Genomic DNA, 19,870 nt, shown 5'->3' on the forward strand with positions numbered 1-19,870 from the left:
GGCATGACTTAAGGTTTCCGGCGCCCTTGAGACCGTGCGCCGCCCGCGCGGCGCTTCGCGAGCAAGCCCGCTCCTACATCTGTTTCGGGCCAGTTATGTCTGTGCCATTGCCTGGACCGCCTTGTTTGTCTGGCTTGAGATTGGGTCAGGGCCTCTAGGTGCATGGCTTGGGTTTTTCCGGCGCCCTTGAGACCGTGCGCCGCCCGCGCGGCGCTTCGCGAGCAAGCCCGCTCCTACATCTGTTTCGGGCCAGTTATGTCTGTGCCATTGCCTGGTCCGCCTTGTTGGTTTGGCTTGGGATCGGGTCAGGGCGGCCAGGTGCATGGCTTGGGTTTCTCCAGCGCTCTTGCGACCGTGCGCCGCCCGCGCGGCGCTTCCCGGGCAAGCCCGGTCCTACATCTGTTTCGGGCCAGTTATGTCTGTGAGATTACCTTGACCGCCTTGCTTTTCCGGCTTGGAACCGTATCAAGGCCGCCAGGTGCATGGCCAGTATGCCTGGCACACCCTTGTGTGATCCTTCACACCAATACCCACTATCACGAGGGATGATTTATTGCTCCACCCCCCAAACCCTTAACCTTTGTTCATCGAATCACTCCCCAGAGCACCCACGGTGCAGGAGGCCCCTGATGAACAAAGCAATCGCCCTGGCGCTGTTGATCGCCACCGCTACACTGGCCGGCTGCGCCACCAGCCATCCCGAAGACCGTCCCTACAGCGCCGAGGAACAGCATGAACTGGCCCTGGAAGCCCTGAGCCGCCGCGGTCTGTCGTTTGACGAATACCAGCGCGAACATGCCCGCATCGAGCGCGCCCAGGTTCACGAAGTCGTCGGCCAGCAGGCCAGCAGCATCAAGGCAGCGGGCGAGGGCGCCTGAACGTCAGGAATAGCGTGGTGAATGGTGCGGGTAGTTGTCCAGCCGTTCGCGAATCACCATCTCGCTGACCCATTGGGTCAATATCGCGCTGTAGGCTTTCTGATTGGCATCGGTGGACAAGGCATGGTCGGCACCGTCGACGATGCGATGGGTCATCGAATGGGCGTTGATGAACGCCGAGCGGTAACTCATCAGGGTGGTATGGGGCACGTAGTCGTCCTGCTCCGATTCCACCAGCAGCACATCCCCTTCAAATTCCGCACACGCCGCCAGGGCGCGGTTGTCCGCGGGCCCCAGGTGTTCGCGGCGGTACTGTTGCAAACCGGCCCGGTCCAGGGCGAACTTCGGTACGTTCCACTCGTTGTCCCAGTACAGCGCCGGCACCCGCAAGGCCAACCAGCGCACCGGGCGCAGGCGGGTCAGGATGGCTGCCAGATAACCCCCGTAGCTACTGCCGATCACCGTGATGGCGCCGTTGTCCACCGCGGGCTGGCTGGCCAGCAGGTCATAGGCGGCCAGCAGGTCGTCCAGGTTCTGTTCGCGCGTCACGCTCTGGCGCTGGCTTTCGGTTTTCTCATGGCCGCGCAGGTCGAAGGTCATGCACACGCAGCCCAGGCCGGTGATGTTCTTCGCCCGGGCCAGGTCGCGCTGTTGGCTGCCGCCCCAACCGTGGACGAACAGTATGCCGGGCACCTTGCTGCCTGGCGTCAGTAGCGTACCGGCGATGGTTTCGCCGTCTACCTGAATGTCGAGGGCTTCGCTACGGATGCTCATAGTCGCGGATCCTTGCATATTTGCTCAGGCGCCCCAGCTCACTGTCGTCGCCTTGATAGAACAGGGTGGCGTCAGCCGGTATGGGGCTGTTATCGAAGACTTCATGGGTAGACGCCTGCACGCAGTCCAGCGCCGGGTCGGCGGCAAAGGCCTGCAAGGCAAGCACCTCGGCGCTGCTGGCGCCACCCACTCGCCAGGACTGCTCCAGCACGCCGCTGCGCACCTGGCCTTGGTGATCCAGGCCGCGTGCCACATCGTAGTTGCGCCGCGAGGCGATGAAACCGGGAAGGGCGTTCAAGGCCGCCTGCTCATAACGGCGCGCCTGGGTCACGGCATGGCGAGTGTCATCATCCAGCTCCAGGGCCAGCAGCCGGTCGTAGCCGCCGCGTACTACCACCAGTTGCGAACCGCCGTACACCAGTTCGCCCCGGTGGTCTTCGGTCAATTGCTGGGTGCCGTGGTAGGAGGCCATCAGGCCGGCGACCTGTACCTGGCCGACGCTGTACGTACGCACTTCGGTAAGGTTCTGTTCCAGCACCAGCCCCCATACCTTGATCTCGTCCTCGTCCAGATGGGGGAGCACCAGGTCCAGCTCCTGAATGTCGCGGATAATGGTCTGACCGCGCCCGGCGGTGGCGCGCACAGGCTTGAGCCGCAAGGGTGCGTCCTTGAGCAGCAGGCCCGCGGCCTGACGCGCATCGGCCAGGCTGAACACGGTGTAGCCATCGAGCAAGGCATCGCCAGCCTCTTCGGCGAAGGCGTCGGCCCAGCCTGCGGGGCAACTTCCGCCCGGTACACGGGGATGGGAAATGGCCTTGGTGGCCATGAAGGGTTGGCTGACCAGCCCACCGAAAAAGTCGTCGATGCACTGGATGCCGTGGCGATGGCTGCAATCGGCCGGGTCGATCAAGGTGGTTGCGGGCAGGTAGTACAGCGGCTGGCCCGCCATGGACTGACGTTCATCGTCCTGTACGAAACGCGTGCCCAGCAAGGCGGCAATGCGCACCGCCAAGGCTTGCTGAACCACGCGCTCGTGCTCGGGGGTCGGTGTGGCGCCGGGCAACAGGACAACACCGGACTTGCTGGGCGAGTGTGGCATGGGCGCCTCCCGTGGCGCGGGGGTTGAACAACCTTATGAAGTCGACCCCTTTTCACGCAGAAGATTCGGGATTTTTATGGCGTCTGCCGATAGGGTGCCGCCCCCTTTGCAGGACCGGGCGCAAGCTCGGAAGCAGGCACCGCCGATATCCTTGACATTGCGCAGTGCCCATTTCACAAGGCAGGAAGCAAGCGGTCGCGCCACAGCCACCTAACCGGCGCGCAGGGCAGCGATGACCAAGCGTACCGCCAATGACGACTGGCGACGGGTCGCATAATAAGCGTGGTGCCCGGTAAAGGTCGGAAACCAGTCCTCGAGTACCCAGCACAGCCGTCCTGCCTGCACGTGTGCTTCCACCAGCGCCTTGGGCAGGTACGCCAGGCCAAAGCCTTTCAGGGCGGCATCCAGCATCTGGTACGAGTTGTTGAACACCAATTGGCCGTTCACCTTCACGTCCATGCGCTCGTTACCCTTGCTCAGTTCCCAGGTCATGAGCGAATCCCTGGTGGGTAACCTCAGATTGATGCAGTTGTGAGTGGTCAGGTCCTGAGGCTGGACGGGCGCTGGCCTGTTCTGCAGGTAGGACGGCGAGCCAACGACAGCCAGGGTTTCATCCGGTGCTATACGCACGGCAATCATGTCTTTCTGTACCTGGTCCCCCAACCGCACGCCAATATCGAAACGCTGCGCCACGATGTCCAACAGGCCGTAGTCGTTGATCAGCTCGATATGCAGCTCGGGGTGTTCGACCAGCAACCCCTGCAGCTTTGGCCAGACGTACTGGTTCGCGGCGTAGTCGGTGGCCGATATCCGCACGGTGCCCACCGGTTTTTCACGGAGCTCGGCCATGGCGAGCAGCTGCGCGTCGATTTCATCCAGCTTGGGCGCCACCTGGTCCAGCAGGCGCTGGCCGGCTTCGGTGGGTGACACGCTCCTTGTGGTACGCGCAAGCAGCAGCGTTCCCAGCCTGGATTCCAGCGCGGTCACGGTTCTGCTCAGGCTCGACTGGGAAACACCTAACTGAATGGCTGCCCTGGTGAAGCTTCGCTCCCGTGCCACGGTCAGCAGGGCAACAAGACTGTTCAGATCGGTACCGGGCATTGATTCACCTGTGCATAAGTTTATCCCTATTTTGCCACCTAGTCGGTCTATGTCGGAAGCACTACAGTGCTTCGCACGGCAGCCAATTGGCCCTGTCCACGGCCAAGCCTCCACGAATCAGAGTGAGTATTCATGAGCAGTTCCAACCAGACCATCATCCGCAGCGGCAGCAAACCCTCGATCAAAGGCCCTGATACCTGGTTTACCGGTGCCGTGCGTATCGACCATATGTTCCAGGCAACGGCGCCTGGCCGGGCAACGGGTGCAATCGTGACGTTCGAGCCATCGGCGCGTACCTTTTGGCACGCACACCCGATGGGTCAGACACTGGTCGTACTCACCGGGGTGGGCTGGACCCAGTGTGAAGGCGGCCCGCGCACCGAAATTCGCGCAGGTGACGTGGTTTCGTGCGCCTGTGGCAAGCGCCATTGGCATGGCGCCGCCGCGACCACGGCAATGTCGCACTTCGCCGTCACCGAAACGGTCGACGGCAAGAACACCGACTGGATGGAGCCTGTGACGGACGAGCAATACCTGGGCGGGGAGTTGGTGACCGAGTAAAACCGGCCTTGCACCGCCAGGCAAACCGCAAGCAAGGCCGAGCCGGAACGGTCACTGGCTGCTCAGGCGAGGCCCGCCAGGTAGTTGAACAGGTTGGCGGCTTCGGGGGACAGTTTCGCTTCGGTCGCGACGCCAACGTACAAGGTTCTCGACGCCCAGGCATCGACCAGCGCAACGGCGGTGAGCGTGGTACCCAGGGAGGCAGGGTGCACGGCGCCCAGCGGCAGGATGCCAATGCCCAGCCCGGCTTCGATCATGCGGCAGATACCGTCGAAACTGCTGACCTGGATGCGCACCCGCAGACGTTGGCCGGTTGCCGCGGCGGCTTCGCTGATTCGGCGGAACAGTGAGCTGCCCTGGTTCAAGGCAACGTAATCGTAGCCCAGTGTCTCGGCCAGGGCGACTGCCTTGCGTTCGGCCAGTGGATGCCCTCGCGGCACCAGCACCACCAGGGTGTCCCTGCGATAGACCCGTTTTTCCAACCCCGGCGCTGGAATGTTATCGGCGAAAATGCCCACGTCGGCCCTGCCGTCCGCCACCGCGTGGATGGTCATTTCGCTGAGGGCTTCTTCCAGGCCGATGCGCACGTCAGGGTTCACGGCCAGGAAACTCGTCAAATCATCAGGCAAGAACTGGATCACGGCGGAGGTATTGGCGAATAGCCGGACATGGCCGCGCACGCCGCTGGCGTAGTCACTGGCATCCTGGGCCATGCGCTGTGCACCGTCGAGGATGTGCCGTGCATGTTCAGCCAGGCCGCGCCCCGCAGGGGTCAATTGCAGACCGCGGGGCAGCCGCACGAACAGCGCACAACGGGTCAGCCGCTCAAGTTCGGCGAGCCGTTTGCTCGCCGCAGAGACGGTCATGTGCGCACTGTCGGCGGCTTTTGTCAGGTTTGAGCTGTCGGCTGCCAGCACCAGCAAGCGCAGTGACAGCAGATCCAACGGGAGCAAATTGAACATCGATGCCTCTAGGCTTTCCATTCAGGAAAGCTTAGTGGAAATATTTGAAATTCTCCCGTGCGCTGAAAGGCGCGATGATCAGCCCATTACCCACAAGAACGGAAAACGTCATGAGCCTACCCCTGGAAGGTATCAAGGTGGTGGAAATGGGCCAACTGATCGCCGGGCCTTTCGCTGCCAAGATGCTCGCCGAATTCGGTGCCCACGTCATCAAGATCGAACCACCGGTGACGGGTGACCCGCTGCGCAAGTGGCGGCTTCTGCACAACGGCACTTCGGTGTGGTGGGCCGTGCAGGCGCGCAACAAGCAATCGGTAACCCTGGATTTACGCCAGGCCGAGGCCCATGACGTGGTCAGGCGCCTGGTCAAGGACGCCGATATCCTGATCGAGAATTTCCGCCCCGGCACCCTGGAAAACTGGGGCCTGGGCTGGGACGCACTCAGCGCCATCAACCCGGGGCTGATCATGCTGCGGGTGTCGGGCTACGGGCAAAGCGGGCCTTACCGTGACCTGCCCGGTTTTGGCGTGATTGGCGAAGCCATGGGCGGGCTGCGCCATTTGTCCGGCGAGCCCGGCCGCACGCCGGTGCGCGTCGGGGTTTCCATTGGTGACTCGCTGGCGGCCTTGCATGGGGTCATCGGTGTACTGTTGGCCCTGCGTCATCGGGAGCAGAACCACGGGGCGGGCCAGCAGGTAGACGTTGCGCTTTATGAGTCGGTGTTCAACATGATGGAAAGCCTGATACCCGAACACTCGGTATTCGGCACCGTCCGCGAGCCGGCCGGCAGCAGCCTGCCGGGTATCGCCCCGACCAATGCCTACCGTTGCCAGGACGGCAAGTACGCCTTGATCGCCGGTAATGGCGACAGCATCTACAAGCGGCTGATGGAGAAAATCGGCCGGCACGACCTCGCGGGCGATCCCGAGCTTGAACACAACGACGGGCGCGTGCGCCACGTGGCCCGCATCGATGCCGCCATTTCCACCTGGACGGCCGAGCGCCCGCTGGAGGCGGTGCTGGCTGCACTGAAGGACGCCGATATTCCGTCCGGCAAGATCTACGATGCCGGCGACATCGCGGCCGACCCCCACTACCAGGCCAGGGGCATGTTGCTGCCCAGTGAGCTTGACGACGGCACACCGGTGACCCTCCCGGGGATCGTGCCCAAACTCACCGCCACGCCCGGGCGGGTCCAGACCCGCGCACCGACGTTGGGCCAGCATACCGATGCAGTGCTCGAGGGCCTGGGTATCGGTTCCGACACCCGCGAGCAATGGCGCAGCCGCGGCATCATCTGATTACCGGAGCACCCTGAATGAAACGCCTGTTCCTGCAGGAAGTCGTCGCCCGCGACGGCTTCCAGAATGAAAAGCCCTTTATCGACACCGAGGACAAGATCGCCCTCATCAATGACTTGAGCCACTGCGGCTACGCCAAGATCGAGGTGACGTCGTTCACCTCGCCCAAGGCCATCCCGGCCCTGCGCGATGCAGAGGCGGTGATGGCCGGCATCCAGCGTCAGCCAGGGGTCGAATACACGGCGCTGGTGCCCAATGTGCGTGGCGCCGAGCGTGCCCTGGGCTGCTGCCTTGACGAGGCCAACCTGGTGATGTCGGTCAGCGATCCCCATAACCGTGCCAATCTGCGCATGACCCGCGAACAGTCTTTTGCGCAATTGAAGGAGGTGATCGGCGTCATTGGCCAGGCTTCGATCGCTGTCAATGTGTCGCTGTCGACGGCCTTCGGTTGCCCCATGCAGGGGGACGTGCGGCTGGATGAGGTGCTGGCCTGGATCGAGCGTTTCGCCGAACAAGGTGTACGCGGCATCAGCCTGTGCGACACCACGGGCATGGCGTACCCCACCCAGGTGCAAGCGCTGGCACAGCAGGTGCGCGACCGCTTCCCCTCGTTGCAACTGACCCTGCATTTTCACAATACCCGCGGCATGGCCCTGGCCAACACGGTGGCGGCCCTGCAAGCCGGTGTCGACCGTTTCGATGCCTCGCTGGGCGGCCTGGGCGGTTGCCCCTATGCCCCCGGTGCCAGCGGCAACGTGTGCATGGAAGACCTGGTGCACATGCTGGACCTGATGGGGCACCACACCGGCATTGACCTGGATCGCGTGCTGGCTGCGTCCGCCAGGCTACCCGGCCTGGTCGGCCATGACACCCCCAGCCAGCTCCTGAAGGCAGGCAGGCGCCTTGACCTGCACCCGTTTCCCCAACAAGCCCACGCGCTCGCCAGGCAAGTGTCCGACACCCCACTGGAGCGTGCCCAATGATCGATCACCTTGACCACCTGGTACTCACCACTTTCGACCTGCAAGCCTGCCAGGACTTCTACGTGCGTGTGCTGGGCATGCGCGAGGAAACGTTCGGGAACGGCCGCGTCGCCTTCCGGTTTGGGGACCAGAAAATCAACGTGCACCTGCGCGGCCACGAATTCGAGCCCAAGGCCCATCTGCCGGTGCCGGGCGCGCTGGACCTGTGTTTCATCGCCAGCGTCAGCCTGGAGCAGGTCATAGGCCACCTTCAAGCGCAGGGTTGGCCCATCGTCGAAGGTCCGGTGCAGCGTACCGGGGCAACGGGGCCGATCCGTTCGGTGTACGTGCGCGACCCGGACCTTAATCTCATCGAGATATCCGAACGGCTCAGCCATTCCAATCGCACCTGAACAGGCGATCTCCCGCGTTCCCTTGGCCAGCAATGCCAAGGGCGGCAGGGGACGTGATGACTTCAAGCGGTAAGCGGGTGACGGAGGATCTCCAGCAACAGGCGAAAAGCCGGCTTGTGTTGCCGACGGCTCGGGTAATACAGATGGTAAGCCAAGGGCGCTTCACACCAATCTTCCATCACCCTCACCAGCCGGCCCTGGGCCAGGTCCTGCGCCACGACATGCTCTGGCACATAGACAAGGCCGCTACCGGCGCGGGCAAAATCAAGCATCAGCGCCAGGCTGTTGCAGACCAGGTGCCCGTCCCCGCGTACCTTGATTTCCCGTCCGCCCTTGGCAAACGGCCAGGACCACAGGCCACCTGAGGTGGGCAGACGCAAGTCAATGCAGGCATGCGCGGTCAGCTCCTCAGGGGCGTGCGGTTTCGTTCTGCGTTCGAAGTAAACCGGGGCGCCCACCAGGACCATGCGAAACTCTGGACCAATGCGCAGGCTGATCATGTCCTTGGCCAGTTGTTCACCCATGCGAATACCTGCGTCGAAGCGCTCGGCGACAATGTCCACCAAGGCGTAGTTGTCACTGATTTCGACCGTGATGTCCGGGTAGTCAGCCATCAACTGGTTGACCGCCGGTGCCAGGACCCAAGGGCTGGCATGTTCAAGGGACGTGATGCGCACATTCCCCGCGGGCTTGCCGCTCAATTCACTCAGTTCGCCCAGGCCCGCTTCGATGCCGTCGAAGTGCGGGCCGATCGTGTCCATCAAGCGTACGCCGGCCTCGGTGGGGGCGACGCTGCGGGTACTGCGCGTGAGCAGCTGCACGCCCAGGCGCGTCTCGAGTTTACGGATGGTACGGCTCAGCGCCGGTTGCGACACACCCAGCTGCGCGGCGGCCTTCGTGAAGCTGCCTTCGCGGGCCACCCGCAGAAAGGCGACCAGGTCGGTTACCGTGTCACGCATGATTGATGCCTTGTGGTTATAGGTCCATTCCTATCATACCGGCTAATCATCACTGGCCTGCGTTGCTAGAGTGCGACCTCGTTTTCTTTCACGTGCAGGGAACACATCCACATGAGCAATCGGCCATTTGATGTAATCATTTTCGGCGCCACCGGGTATACCGGTCGGCTGGTAGCCGACTACTTCTACAACACCCACGGGGTCGCTGGCCCGGTCAAGTGGGCCCTGGCCGGCCGCAACCTGAGCAAGCTGGCGGCCATCCGTGACAGTTGGGCCGATGCCGCGGCCTTGCCCCTGATCATGGCTGATGCCGACCAGCCAGCCAGTGTCCACGCCATGGCCTCCGCCACCCGGGTGATGATCAGCACGGCGGGGCCGTTCTCGCTGTACGGCGCCGACCTGGTGGCCGCCTGCGCCGAACTCGGTACCGACTATGTCGACCTGTGCGGGGAGATCCCGTGGATTGCGCAGATGATCAATCGCCACCAGGCCACCGCCAACGCGTCCGGTGCCCGGCTGGTGTTTTCCTGCGGCTTCGACTCCGTGCCCTTCGACCTGGGCGTGTGGTACACCCAGCAATTGGCCATGCAGCGGTTCGGCCAGTACGCCCCCCGTGTTCGGGCGCGCATGCGCAAGATGCAGGGTGTTTTGTCGGGCGGTACTTTCGCCAGTGTCGGCGCCGTCGAGGCAGCGGCAGCGACCGATCCGGCCTTGGCCGCGGTATTGAACGATCCGTTTGCCTACACGCCGGGCTTCGAGGGGGTTCGACAACCTGATGGGCAGACGCCGTACGTGGATGATGTGGCAGGCAGTTGGGTGGGGCCGTTCATCATGTCGACCATCAACACCAAGGCCGTGCACCGCACCAACTACTTGCAGGGCCACCCGTGGGGTGAAGGCTTCCAGTATGACGAAATGCTGATGCTGGCGGCCGCGCCTTCCAGCAACGACGCACCGAGCCTTGCCGGGTTTTCCTATAACGAAGCCGGGCATCCCCAGCCAGGGCAGGGGCCTACCCAGGCAGAAATCGATGCCGGTTTCTACGACGTTGTGTTCTACGCCGAAGTGGGCGACGGCAGGGTGGTGAAAGCCTCGGTCAGATGTGACGAAGACCCCGGCTACCTGTCCACCTCGAAAATGCTCTCGGAGTCGGCACTGGCGTTGGCCTTCGACGTCAGTCGCGAGCAGACCCCAGGCGGATGCTGGACGCCTGCCGCCGCGCTGAATGAGGCGCTGGTCGCGCGGCTGGGCAAGAACGCGGGCGTCAGATTCATGCCCGAGGATTGAGCCCCCGCAGCTAGCTCGCAGACGTTGGCCACCCTCGCCGACCTTGCCCACCTGGCCGAAACCCGGCCGGGTCAGCGGCCAGAGAAGCCATTACGTCTTCCACAGGCAAGCCCCCTGATCGACTTCCTGTGAGGGCACCTGAAAGGTGTTCACCCCCCGGCGGTCAACAGGCGCTTGCGCAGCGTGAACGAGGCGCTCAACCCATGGGCGTCCCGTGAAGATCCACCGACCTTCAACGTCGCCAGCCCCTGGGGTACATACCAGCCATCACGCCACACGCTGAACCGGGTCGATGGCAGGGCAAGGGTCAGCGTGCGCGATTCGCCCGGCTTCAGATGCACTTTCTGCCACCCCACCAAGCGCTGGGGTGGCTCGCCGCTGTCGATTGGCAGCCCGGCGTAGAGCTGGGCCACCTCGGCGCCCTCGCGGGGGCCGTCGTTGGTGAGGGTGAAGCTGACGCGGACATCGCCTTCGGCGGTCGGAACCACCTGCAGGCCAGTGTAAGTGAAGTGGGTATAGGACAACCCATGGCCGAACGCGAAGAGCGGCGTGCGGTGCTCTGCGTCGTAGCGTCGATAGCCCATCAGCAGCCCTTCGTCATAGTGGACATCAGGGGTGCGGGTGCTGATCTGCCGTTGCGGCAGGTCCTGTTCGGAGGCCGGGAAGGTGATCGGCAGTTTCCCGGAGGGGTTGACCTCACCAAACAGGACACGAGCAATGGCAGGCCCACCCTGCGCACCTGGGAACCACGCCGCCAGGACCGATTGCACCTTGTCGACCCAGGGCATGGTCACCGCCGTGCCGTTTTCCAGTACCACGATGGTGTTGTGGGCTCGGCTGGCAATGGCGTCGATCAGCGCGTTCTGGTCGTAGCCCTGGTTGGCCGGGTCACGCTTGGCGTCGGGGAGTGACAGGTCCGGCAGGTCCACTTGCTCCATGGTGTACTGCGTGGCGAACACGATGGTCGCGTCCGCTTTCGCGGCGGCTGCCGACACGGCCGCGGCATCGCTGCCGTCGAAGTAGGTGACGGTGGCGCCCGGCAGTCGTGCACGGATGGCTTGCAGGGGGGAAGACGTGTGCCATATGGCGCACAGATCGAAGATATGGATGACCGAATCCTTCGCCCCAGGTGTCCGGCACGGCACGGCGTTGCCGTCGCGGGCCGGAACCGAAGCGGAACCACCGCCACCCATGACGCCAGCGTCGGCGTGGCCACCCACCACGACCACGTTGTGCAGTTGCCTGGCGTCCAGCGGCAGCGGCGCGCGAGCACCGGCACCGGCCTGGGGCGAGTTTTTCAACAGCACCATCGACGATTCGGCGGCATACAACGCCAGTGCGTCGCCCGCTGCTCGGTCGACCTGGCCGCCCGGCACCGGCGGTGTGTCCATGATGCCGTGGCGGTAAAGCATGGTCAGCTTGCGGCGTACCATGTCATCGAGCCGCTCGGGTGCGACCTGGCCATTGTGCAGGGCGGCCTTGAGTTTCTGGTTGAACCAGGTGCCGCGGCCCATCAGGCCAGGTTCATCGTCATTCGCCGAGCCGGGTTCTTCTTCATCGGTGCCGCTGTTGGCGGCGCGTGCGGTGTCGGTCACCGCCATCACCCAGTCGGACTGCACATACCCGTCGAAGCCCCATTCACCCTTGAGGATGTCGCTGAGAAGATGCTTGTTCTCACAGGCTTTCTCGCCGTTGACCTTGTTGTAGGCGCACATGACGATGGCCGGTTGGCCGTCTTTGACGGCGATCTCGAACGGGCGCAGGTACAGCTCGCGGAGCACGCGCTCACTGACCACCGAGTTGGAATTGAAACGGTCGGTTTCCTGGCCATTGACCGCGAAGTGCTTGGCCATGCCCAGCACGTGCTGGGATTGGGTGCCCTTGGTGCGTTCAGCTAACAGGGTACCGGCCAGCAGCGGGTCTTCGCCCAGGTACTCGAAGGTACGGCCGTTACGCGGCTCGCGGGCCAGGTTGGTGCCGCCGCCCAGGCCTCCGGCGAAACCCAGTGTGCGCAACTCGCTGCCGATCAGCGTGCCGTAGCGGTGGGCCAGGGCAGGATCCCAGCTGGCAGCCAGCGCCAGTGTGGCGGGTAATGGCGTGGTGTTCTTGCCCGACAGGTTGATGCCGGAACTGGAGTCGGCATAGTTGACAGGTGGGATACCCAGGCGTTCGATGCCCGGTACATACCCCCCGCCACCGATGGGTGAGGTGAAGAAGCCGGCGCCGTGGACCAGACTGACTTTTTCATCCTGGGTCATTTTGGCCAGCAGCCCGTTTGCCCTGGCGGTAGCGTCCGTGTCCAGCTCGCTGGCATGGCCGGTGGCACAAAGCGTGGCACCGATGGCCAGCGCCAGCAATGGGCGGGCAATGAGTCCGTGACGTGCGGTAGGTGTGCTTCCTGGCATGTGATTCACCTGAAGATGATGGAATGGCAGAGGCCGTGTCTTCACACGAAGGCACGGCCGGGCGACCGGTATCAGTGCCCCGTTTGGACCATCAGCGGCCCTTGCAAGCCGTATGGCTGGAAGGGCAACGCGCCGTAGATAGCGGCTTCCTGCTGCTTCATGCGGTTGTTCAATGTGGAGGCAACACTCAGCTCAACGGTGTTGCGCCCGGGGTGCGCATACTGGCTGACCGCGACTTCACGCAGGTGAGGGTCCACGGCCACGGCGTGGCCGTTGACCTTCAACTGCCACAGGCCGTCGGCAGCCGGCACCAGCAAGCGCACGGCCGTGTCGCCAGGCGCGAGCTGAAAGGTGCCTTGGTAATTGGCCCGGCCCGAAAGGTTGCGCAGGGCTTCCACGTCTGACCACGGACCGTCAGGGGCTGTGCCAAGGTACCTGGGCTGGATGCGCGTGGTATAGCCATCCGCCGCCGGGCCCCAGTCTTCCAGTCGCAGGCTCCAGTGGGTCAAGGCCAGGGGCGCCTGCCATTGCCGGGCGGGGGTGGCAGGGGCGAGGGCGAATTGTTCGCCCAGGGCAAAGGCGATCGACTGGCCAGGTTGCAGCTCCACGGCGGTAGTCAGCGTGCCCTGTGCCTGGGGCGTGAACGCCACCGGCACGACCTTGCCGCTCCAGGCATCCAGTTGCACCAGCTTGCCTTGGCCACGCAGTGCGACCTGTGCCTTGTAGACCTGCTTGCCCGTGTTGACCAGCCAGTAGTAATCGCTGCCAGCGTCGCGGCGGTGCACGCTGTACACGTCAGCCACACCTGGGACGAAACCGGGCAGTACCTGTAGCGTTTGCAGGGCGGCCAGGGCATGGGGGTAATCGGCAACAGGGGTTGCCCCGTCCACTGCCAAGGTGCCGCCCACCACGATCACCGGCGCGCCCTGGGCGATCAGCGCTTGCAGCTTCTGCTGGACATCGGCAGCCAGCGGCCGGCGGCCGTCCAGCAACAGTGCACGCCACGATGCATGGCCCATCACCAGATGCGTGCCCTGCCAGGCCAGGCCGTGGCTGAGCAACTGCTGGCTGCTGATAAACCCATAGTGGTAGCCCGCCTGCGCCAGTGCCGGTTCAGGCAGCAGTGGCCCTTCGTGATCCAGTTCGTCGTTGAGCACCACCAGTTCGGTCTGCGCAATACCGTGGCGCAACAGCGCCTGGGTACGCGCCAGGTAGCGTGTGATTACCGGCATGTCTGGCCAGGAGGGTTGGCGTGGCCCCCAGGCTTCGGAGAAACCGTTGTCGATGGTGGGCGAAAACAGGCTCGGCCCGAAGGGCTCGAACGGTGACCAGCCCGGCCAGCGCGCCGTCGGTACCTTGCCTGAATAGGGATAGCCGTGCACGGTGATCTGGTTGACGCCACCGGCGTAGTGCAGTTGCAGCAGGTTGAGCATGTCCGGCCAGCTTTGCCGGTAGCTGCCACCGATTATCGAGCAGCATTCGGTGGAGAATTGCCCGCGCCCCTGGATCTGGCCAGCGGTGCCCAGCACGCGGAACAGGTCCAGTTCATTGTCGAGGGTCAGGTTTTCGCCTTCCGGTGTATCGGCCTGTTCGGCAGCGGCGCCCATGTCCATGGGTTGGCCGTAGGTTTGCACGCGGTAGCCCAGGCCCAGGCCATGGGCCCACTTGGCCAGTGGCCGCAGGTGGTGCTCGCGGTACAGGTCACTGAGGGTGCGCTCGTAGTCGCTGTACACTTCGGTGGAATGGGGCGTTGCGGTGGCCAGCGCGAAGGTCGGGACGCGGGTGCGCGGAGCGCCGAAATGGCGCTGGTTGTCGACGATGATCAGCGGCAACAGCGGTTCCAGGGCGTAGCCGCGGTGCTGGGCGAAAGCGGTGGGCAGGCCAGGGGTCCAATTGAGGTGGGAATCCAGTTCCAGGGAGTCCTCGAACAGGTCGCGGCCGTGCTGGCGGATCAGCCTTTTGAGCGTCGGGGTGAGGATGTTGGCTGCCCAGTAGCCGGTCACAGCCTGGGTACCGGCCTCGGCAAAGTGGTCTGGCACATAGGCCTGGGGCGCACTGGCGGCGGGGTTCTGCGGCATGATGGCCAGGGCGGCGGTCTGGCCGGTACCGCGCTGCCAATAGGCGATGACGATCCAGTGGCCGCCCTGGGGCGCTTGCCATTGAAGGGTGTCGCCAGCCTTGAGGTCGATGAGCGAGCCGGTCTTCAGGCGGATCGGTGTTTCAGCGCATTGCTCGGCGCATTGCCAGGCTTGCACCGCTACCGGACGCTGCTGGGTGACGGCCGCTGCGCGGCTTCTGGCGGGGGCTGGCAAGGGCGCATCGTAGGTGTCGTTGCCGGCCAGTACTTTCCAGCCGACCACCAGCTCCTTGGCGGCTTGCGGGCCGTTGGGGTCCAACCCCGGCACGACCACGGGCCACGCCGGGCCGATGGTCAGCGAGACGCGCAGGTCATTTTTCCCGGCGGCGCGCAAGGTGGTTTCCAGGGTGTCGCGCCACGCCGGCGTGCCCCAGCCGTAGCGCGTTGGGTCCACGGGGCCGGCGTTTTGCGGCAGGTCGGCAACTTCCACGCTACCGAAGCCGGCCTGGGCAATGCTGTGCAGGTCCTGAGCGATCACGGCGTGGTCCGCCTGGGCGCCGGGCAGCCAGTAGCGGATGCTGGGTTTGAAGGCGTGGGTGGGCGCTTCGAACAGTGCGCGCAGTTGATTGAAGTCGTCGGCGGCGTGGGCCACCGTCGGCAGGCCGGTGACCAGGCAGGTGCAGGCCAGAGCCCGGGTGAAGGGGGAAATAGGCACGGGAGGCAGTTCCTTTGTCCAAGTAAGCGTTCAAGCAGGCGCGCGGTCGCTCACGGCCAGCGCGGCTTTCAGTATCCAGGGCGCGGACAGCGCGCCGACGATGGCGGCATAGCCCATCTTGAACGCGACGAAGGGCCAGAACGCCAGGGCATCAACGGCCAGGGTCATCAGCGCCAGGCAGGTCAGCGGCACCAGGGCAACGGTCATCAGCAGCGCCACGATCACGGTGCGCACCGGCAGCGGCAGCGATGCCAACGCCGAAATCCATGACGAAGGGTGGTCGGACGGCGGGGCGATGCGACCCTGGCGCAGGCGCTGGCGGGTCAGCAGCGAAATGGCCAGGCTGCCGAACAGGGTCAGCATGAACACCGTGGGTACCAGGTCAATGGCGATACCCTTGCTGCCCCATAACGGGATGACGGGGGCGTTGTGAAACAGCAGGGCGGCGAAAAACAGGGCGATGGCGGCGTTTATCGCGCAGCCCAGCAGGGTTTCACGCTGGATGTAGCGATGGGCCGGAACGGGGGAATGATTCATGCGGTTACACCTGATTTATTGTTAGTGTCCAGGGTGCGTACAGCGGTCATGGTTTGCCTGCGGGGGGGGCCGGGGAAGCGTGGAAGGCGGACGACTCGCCAGGCCCGCGCTTCACCCCGGCCCCCGGGGAATCATGTCAGGGCGGTGGCGGCCTCCAGGAACGTGAGCAGTGGCGCGCTGAGCGAGGTGTCTGGCGTGCCGATGCTGAACCCCTGGGAGAAATGGTTATGGTCAGGCAGCACCAGCAACTGGGGGTTGAAGCCGTGCTGGCTGACCAGCCGGGCAAACAGCTCGCCGGCCTGCACCTGCATTTGCACCAGGTCCAGTTGGGTAAAGCCGATCAGCAGCGCGAAGGGCGCGCTGGACACATGGTCCACGGTACTGGCGCTGTCCCACTGGGCCGGGTCGCTGCCAAAATAGGCCTCGTTGCGCGGGTCGGGCGTGTCGATCCCGAATTGTGCCCGGGCCTTGCCTTCCAGCCGAGGGTTATAGGGGCCGGACAGCAGCACCGCGCCGCGGATGTTCCAGCCGGGCGGGTGGAACGCTTCGCGCAATGCAGTGGCGGCGACATGGGCGGCGCCGGCCGACTCGCCCATCAGCACGATGCGCGTCGGGTCCACGGAAAAGGCCTGGCCATTGTCCTGCAGCCATTGCCACACCCGGCCCACATCCTGGGGCCCGCACGGCCAACGGCTTTCCGGTGCCAGGCGGTAGTTGGCCAGCACCACGGCATAGCCGTGGCGGGCCAGGAAATGGCCAATGTTCTGCCGGTGCGCCTTGCTGCCGCGAATGAAACCGCCACCGTGGAAGAATGCCAGCACCGGCCAGCCCCCTGGCGGTGCCGTGCCGGTGGGCGTGAACAGGTCCAGGCGGTGCCGCTCGTGGGGGCCGTAGCTCAGGTCCACGCGCAGGTTGACTGCGTCACCGTCAGGCGCCGGCTGGGCGTCGGCGTACAGGGCGGCCACGGCGGGCAGGTCATTGCCCACCTCGCGAATGCGTGCGGCCAGTGCCGCGCTCATGCCGCTCATGGCCGCGACTCGGGCGTTTTGTACAGGTGGCCGTCCTTCATGATCAGGGCGATGTTGTTTTTGTCCTGCAGCACGGTGACGTCCTCGGTGGGGTCGCCCTTGATCATCAGCAGGTCGGCCAGGTAGCCGGGCTTGATCAGCCCCAGTTCGTCACCCATGCCCATGATCTGCCCGCCCAGTTCGGTCGCCGCCCGCAGCACTTCCAGCGGGGTGTAGCCGAAATGGCGTACCCACAGCTCCAGGTCGCGGGCGTTGCGGCCGTTGGGGTTGAACGGGAAGCCGTAGTCACCGCCAGGCAGCAGGCGAATGCCGCGTGCGCGCAGCTTGGGCACCAGGGCTTTCTGATGCTCCAGCACGATGGCGGCATCGGCCTTCATGTGGGTCATGTCAAAGTGTGGCGGCGGGTTGGCGTCCAGGGTGGCCTGGATGATACCGATGGTGGGCGCGACGAAGATCTCGTCCTTGCGCGATTCCAGCAGGTCCAGCCCTTCTTCGTCGGCGTAGGTGCAGTGGTACAGCACGCGGAAGCCGCTGCGCACGCCCACTTTCACGGCTTCGGCGCCGTGGGCGTGGCCGGTCAGCCAGACGTTGGACTCGCGGGCCTGTTCGCCTGCGGCGAGCAGTTCGGCTTCCTCGTACAGCAGTTCGTGGGAGGCGCCGGGCTTGAGGGCGCTTTCGCCGGAGATCAGGAACTTGACGGCTTTGGCGCCCAGTTCGGCGCACTCCTTGACGAAGCTGCGCATGCCGTCGGCACCGCGTTGGTTGCCTTCGACCTTGCCGGGGTCCAGCTCGGTCTCGTTCGGCGGTTCGCGCTCCACCGACGAGGGGATCAGTCGCGGGCCGGGCATGCCACCGGAGACGATGTGGGCGTTGAGGCTGATCTCCAGGGACTTGCTCAAGGCGCCGGCGGAGTAGGCGCTGGTGAAGCCATGGTCCAGCAGGATGCGGGCGTTGCGGGCCGCGGTCAGGGCCAGTTCCTCGGGCGGCAGGTACATGCCCGGGACGAATTTTTCCACCGAGGTGGGCCAGGTGATATGGGCGTGGGGCTCGACCAGGCCGGGCATAACGACGTGGTGGGTACAGTCGACGATGCGGGCGTCATGGGCCGACACCGTGTGCGGTGCACGGGCCACTTCGGTGATGCGGTTGCCTTCGACGCGGATCTCGCCGGCGAAGGCGGCAGCACCGCTGCCGTCGAAGATGCGGGCATTGCGAAAGACGACGTTCATGGACTTTTCCTTGTAATTGTAAGCAGTCACTGAGCACTGGGTCAGGCTGTCAGCCTGTGGAGCAGGCCGCGTTGCAGTTCGCCCAGGGGCTCGCTACCGGCGGCGGTGGCGTACACGTAATGGTCAGGGCGCACGATGGCGGCGCTCACGTCGTGGCGCGCGAACCAGGCGGCCAGCAAGCCGTCCGCTTCGGTCAGGGCCTGGCTGTTGAGCACGACGCGTTGCATGCCGGTGGCGGCCTGCAGCTGGGGGTCCAGGGCGTGGGCCGGGTCGGTGACCAGCAGGCGCCAGCCACCGCCGAGCACATCGTCCATGCGCCGGCGAACGCCATTGCGCAGCAGCCAGGGTTGCGGGAACAGGCTACCGGCGGCCGGGCTGTCGACCAGCAGGCCGGTGGTCAGGCGCGGCAGAATGTCCTGGCGCGGAGTAGGGCGCACGCTGCCACCCTGTTCGGCCAGCAGGCGGGCGTCGCGGGCGCGGGCCTTGTCCATGTCGCGTTCGCAGATCACCGCGCCCACCGACTTGATGGTGGTAGTCAACTGGCGCACGTGCTCCTTGCGCTCGGTGCTGTAGCTGTCGAGCAAGGCTTCGGCGGCGTTGCCCTGCACACGGCCGTCGAGCACCGCTTGCAGCTTCCAGATCAGGTTGCTGACATCGCGCACGCCCTGGCACATGCCCTGGCCCAGGAACGGCGGTTGCTGGTGCGCGGCATCGCCGGCGATGAACACACGGCCCACGCGCCAGTTCTCGGCCACCAGGGCGTGGAAGCGGTAGCTGGCCTGGCGCCACAGTTGCGCATCCGCGGGGCCGATCCAGCGCTCCAGCAAACGCCAGGCGCCTTCCGGGGTGGCGGCCTGCACCGGGTCTTCCCCCGGCTTGAGGGAGATTTCCCAGCGGCGGTGGTTGCCCGGGCCCATCACGAACGAGCAGGGGCGCTCGGGTTCGCAGTACTGCACGCTGGTGGTGGGCAGTTTGGCCAGGCCCTGTTCGTTGGCCAGCACATCGACCACCAGCCAGGGCTCATCGAAGTCCAGGTCCTGCAGGGTCAGGCCGACCTGTTCGCGCACGGTGCTGGACGCGCCGTCGCAGCCGATCAGGTAGCGTGCCGTGACAGTCTTGTGCTCGCCGTTTTCGGCCTTGAGGGCCAGGGTCACGTGGTCGGCACTTTGCTCCAGGGTCTCAAGCTTCATGCCGGTTTCAACGGTGACGCTGGCCAGCGTGGCGATCTTGCGGCGCAGCACGGCTTCCACCGGCGGCTGGGTGAACACCACCGAAGGCTGGTGGGCCTGCGGGTAGGGCTCGGGCACCACGGTCATGCGGCGGATCATCTGCCCGTCCAGGCCGTAGTAGCACGAGTCGGTGAACGGCTCGCAGTACTGCGCCACCTCGTCGGCGATGCCCAGGTGCTGGAATACCCGCAGGATCTCGTGGTCCAGCGCGATGGCGCGTGGTTTGTCGTAGACGTCATGGGCGCGGTCGCACACATGGACGTTGACGCCTGCCTGGCCCAGCAGCGCGGCGGCAATGGCCCCCGAAGGGCCGAAGCCGACGATGGCCACATCGTAGTTGTCGGCCGCCATGG

The 19,870-nt window shown here is 64.9% G+C and carries 17 protein-coding genes; 6 read left to right on the plus strand and 11 right to left on the minus strand.

All coding sequences use genetic code 11. The features are described 5' to 3' along the window. Positions 1 to 629: 629 nt before the first annotated feature. The gene (locus QBK88_RS04810; RefSeq protein WP_277961136.1) at positions 630 to 878 is read left to right on the plus strand and encodes a hypothetical protein; all 249 of its coding nucleotides are present in this window, start codon (positions 630 to 632) and stop codon (positions 876 to 878) included. Positions 879 to 881: 3 nt separating this feature from the next. Here the strand turns inward: QBK88_RS04810 and QBK88_RS04815 are convergent, their stop codons facing one another. The 3 genes from QBK88_RS04815 to QBK88_RS04825 form a co-directional block, all read right to left on the minus strand. Continuing rightward, complete coding sequence (locus tag QBK88_RS04815; RefSeq protein ID WP_268141517.1) at positions 882 to 1,652, minus strand: alpha/beta hydrolase family protein; 771 nt, start codon at positions 1,650 to 1,652, stop codon at positions 882 to 884. Next, on the minus strand, positions 1,639 to 2,751 hold the full coding sequence (locus QBK88_RS04820; RefSeq protein ID WP_277961137.1) for a DUF3182 family protein: 1,113 nt from the start codon (positions 2,749 to 2,751) through the stop codon (positions 1,639 to 1,641). The genes QBK88_RS04815 and QBK88_RS04820 overlap by 14 nt, the downstream gene beginning before the upstream one ends. A 210-nt stretch (positions 2,752 to 2,961) precedes the next feature. After that, positions 2,962 to 3,852: a LysR family transcriptional regulator gene (locus tag QBK88_RS04825; RefSeq protein WP_277961138.1), complete on the minus strand. Its 891-nt coding sequence runs from the start codon at positions 3,850 to 3,852 to the stop codon at positions 2,962 to 2,964. Between the two features lie 132 nt (positions 3,853 to 3,984). Here QBK88_RS04825 and QBK88_RS04830 point away from each other — a divergent pair, with 132 nt between their 5' ends. Next, entirely contained in the window at positions 3,985 to 4,413 is a 429-nt protein-coding gene (locus QBK88_RS04830) for a (R)-mandelonitrile lyase (RefSeq protein ID WP_268141520.1), read from the plus strand. Positions 4,414 to 4,475: 62 nt separating this feature from the next. Here the strand turns inward: QBK88_RS04830 and QBK88_RS04835 are convergent, their stop codons facing one another. Continuing rightward, positions 4,476 to 5,375 (minus strand): LysR substrate-binding domain-containing protein, encoded by a 900-nt coding sequence (locus QBK88_RS04835; protein ID WP_277961139.1) that lies wholly within the window; start codon positions 5,373 to 5,375, stop codon positions 4,476 to 4,478. Positions 5,376 to 5,485: 110 nt separating this feature from the next. Here QBK88_RS04835 and QBK88_RS04840 point away from each other — a divergent pair, with 110 nt between their 5' ends. The 3 genes from QBK88_RS04840 to QBK88_RS04850 are packed head-to-tail and all read left to right on the plus strand — an operon-like array spanning position 5,486 to position 8,051. Next, on the plus strand, positions 5,486 to 6,676 hold the full coding sequence (locus QBK88_RS04840; protein WP_277961140.1) for a CoA transferase: 1,191 nt from the start codon (positions 5,486 to 5,488) through the stop codon (positions 6,674 to 6,676). A gap of 17 nt (positions 6,677 to 6,693) precedes the next feature. Then, the gene (locus QBK88_RS04845) at positions 6,694 to 7,659 is read left to right on the plus strand and encodes a hydroxymethylglutaryl-CoA lyase (RefSeq protein ID WP_277961141.1); all 966 of its coding nucleotides are present in this window, start codon (positions 6,694 to 6,696) and stop codon (positions 7,657 to 7,659) included. Next, positions 7,656 to 8,051: a VOC family protein gene (locus QBK88_RS04850; protein ID WP_277961142.1), complete on the plus strand. Its 396-nt coding sequence runs from the start codon at positions 7,656 to 7,658 to the stop codon at positions 8,049 to 8,051. The genes QBK88_RS04845 and QBK88_RS04850 overlap by 4 nt, the downstream gene beginning before the upstream one ends. A 62-nt stretch (positions 8,052 to 8,113) precedes the next feature. Here QBK88_RS04850 and QBK88_RS04855 read toward each other — a convergent pair whose 3' ends face one another. Continuing rightward, positions 8,114 to 9,013, minus strand: a complete 900-nt coding sequence (locus QBK88_RS04855) for a LysR family transcriptional regulator (protein ID WP_445764893.1) — start codon at positions 9,011 to 9,013, stop codon at positions 8,114 to 8,116. A gap of 108 nt (positions 9,014 to 9,121) precedes the next feature. On the opposite strand from QBK88_RS04855, the gene QBK88_RS04860 reads away from it, so the two are divergent. Then, positions 9,122 to 10,297 (plus strand): saccharopine dehydrogenase NADP-binding domain-containing protein, encoded by a 1,176-nt coding sequence (locus tag QBK88_RS04860; RefSeq protein ID WP_277961144.1) that lies wholly within the window; start codon positions 9,122 to 9,124, stop codon positions 10,295 to 10,297. Between the two features lie 149 nt (positions 10,298 to 10,446). Here the strand turns inward: QBK88_RS04860 and QBK88_RS04865 are convergent, their stop codons facing one another. The 6 genes from QBK88_RS04865 to QBK88_RS04890 all read right to left on the minus strand — a co-directional run bounded on the left by QBK88_RS04865 (position 10,447) and on the right by QBK88_RS04890 (position 19,868). Further along, positions 10,447 to 12,702, minus strand: coding sequence for a glycoside hydrolase family 3 C-terminal domain-containing protein (locus tag QBK88_RS04865; protein ID WP_277961145.1), 2,256 nt, complete (start codon positions 12,700 to 12,702; stop codon positions 10,447 to 10,449). 71 nt (positions 12,703 to 12,773) lie between these two features. Further along, positions 12,774 to 15,494, minus strand: coding sequence for a glycosyl hydrolase (locus QBK88_RS04870; protein WP_277961146.1), 2,721 nt, complete (start codon positions 15,492 to 15,494; stop codon positions 12,774 to 12,776). 30 nt (positions 15,495 to 15,524) lie between these two features. Then, a complete protein-coding gene (locus QBK88_RS04875) occupies positions 15,525 to 16,031 on the minus strand; it encodes a hypothetical protein (protein WP_277961147.1) in 507 nt (168 codons plus the stop codon). Between the two features lie 131 nt (positions 16,032 to 16,162). Beyond that, entirely contained in the window at positions 16,163 to 17,059 is an 897-nt protein-coding gene (locus QBK88_RS04880; protein ID WP_277961148.1) for an alpha/beta hydrolase family protein, read from the minus strand. Further along, positions 17,056 to 18,288 carry an amidohydrolase family protein gene (locus QBK88_RS04885; protein ID WP_277961149.1) on the minus strand — a complete coding sequence of 411 codons (1,233 nt, stop codon included), beginning with the start codon at positions 18,286 to 18,288 and terminating at the stop codon, positions 17,056 to 17,058. The genes QBK88_RS04880 and QBK88_RS04885 overlap by 4 nt, the downstream gene beginning before the upstream one ends. 41 nt (positions 18,289 to 18,329) lie before the next feature. Then, on the minus strand, positions 18,330 to 19,868 hold the full coding sequence (locus tag QBK88_RS04890; RefSeq protein WP_277961150.1) for a bifunctional 3-(3-hydroxy-phenyl)propionate/3-hydroxycinnamic acid hydroxylase: 1,539 nt from the start codon (positions 19,866 to 19,868) through the stop codon (positions 18,330 to 18,332). Positions 19,869 to 19,870: the final 2 nt, after the last annotated feature.

The organism is Pseudomonas sp. RIT-To-2, from assembly GCF_029623465.1.
In the GTDB taxonomy this organism is placed as follows: Bacteria; Pseudomonadota; Gammaproteobacteria; order Pseudomonadales; family Pseudomonadaceae; genus Aquipseudomonas; species Aquipseudomonas silvicola.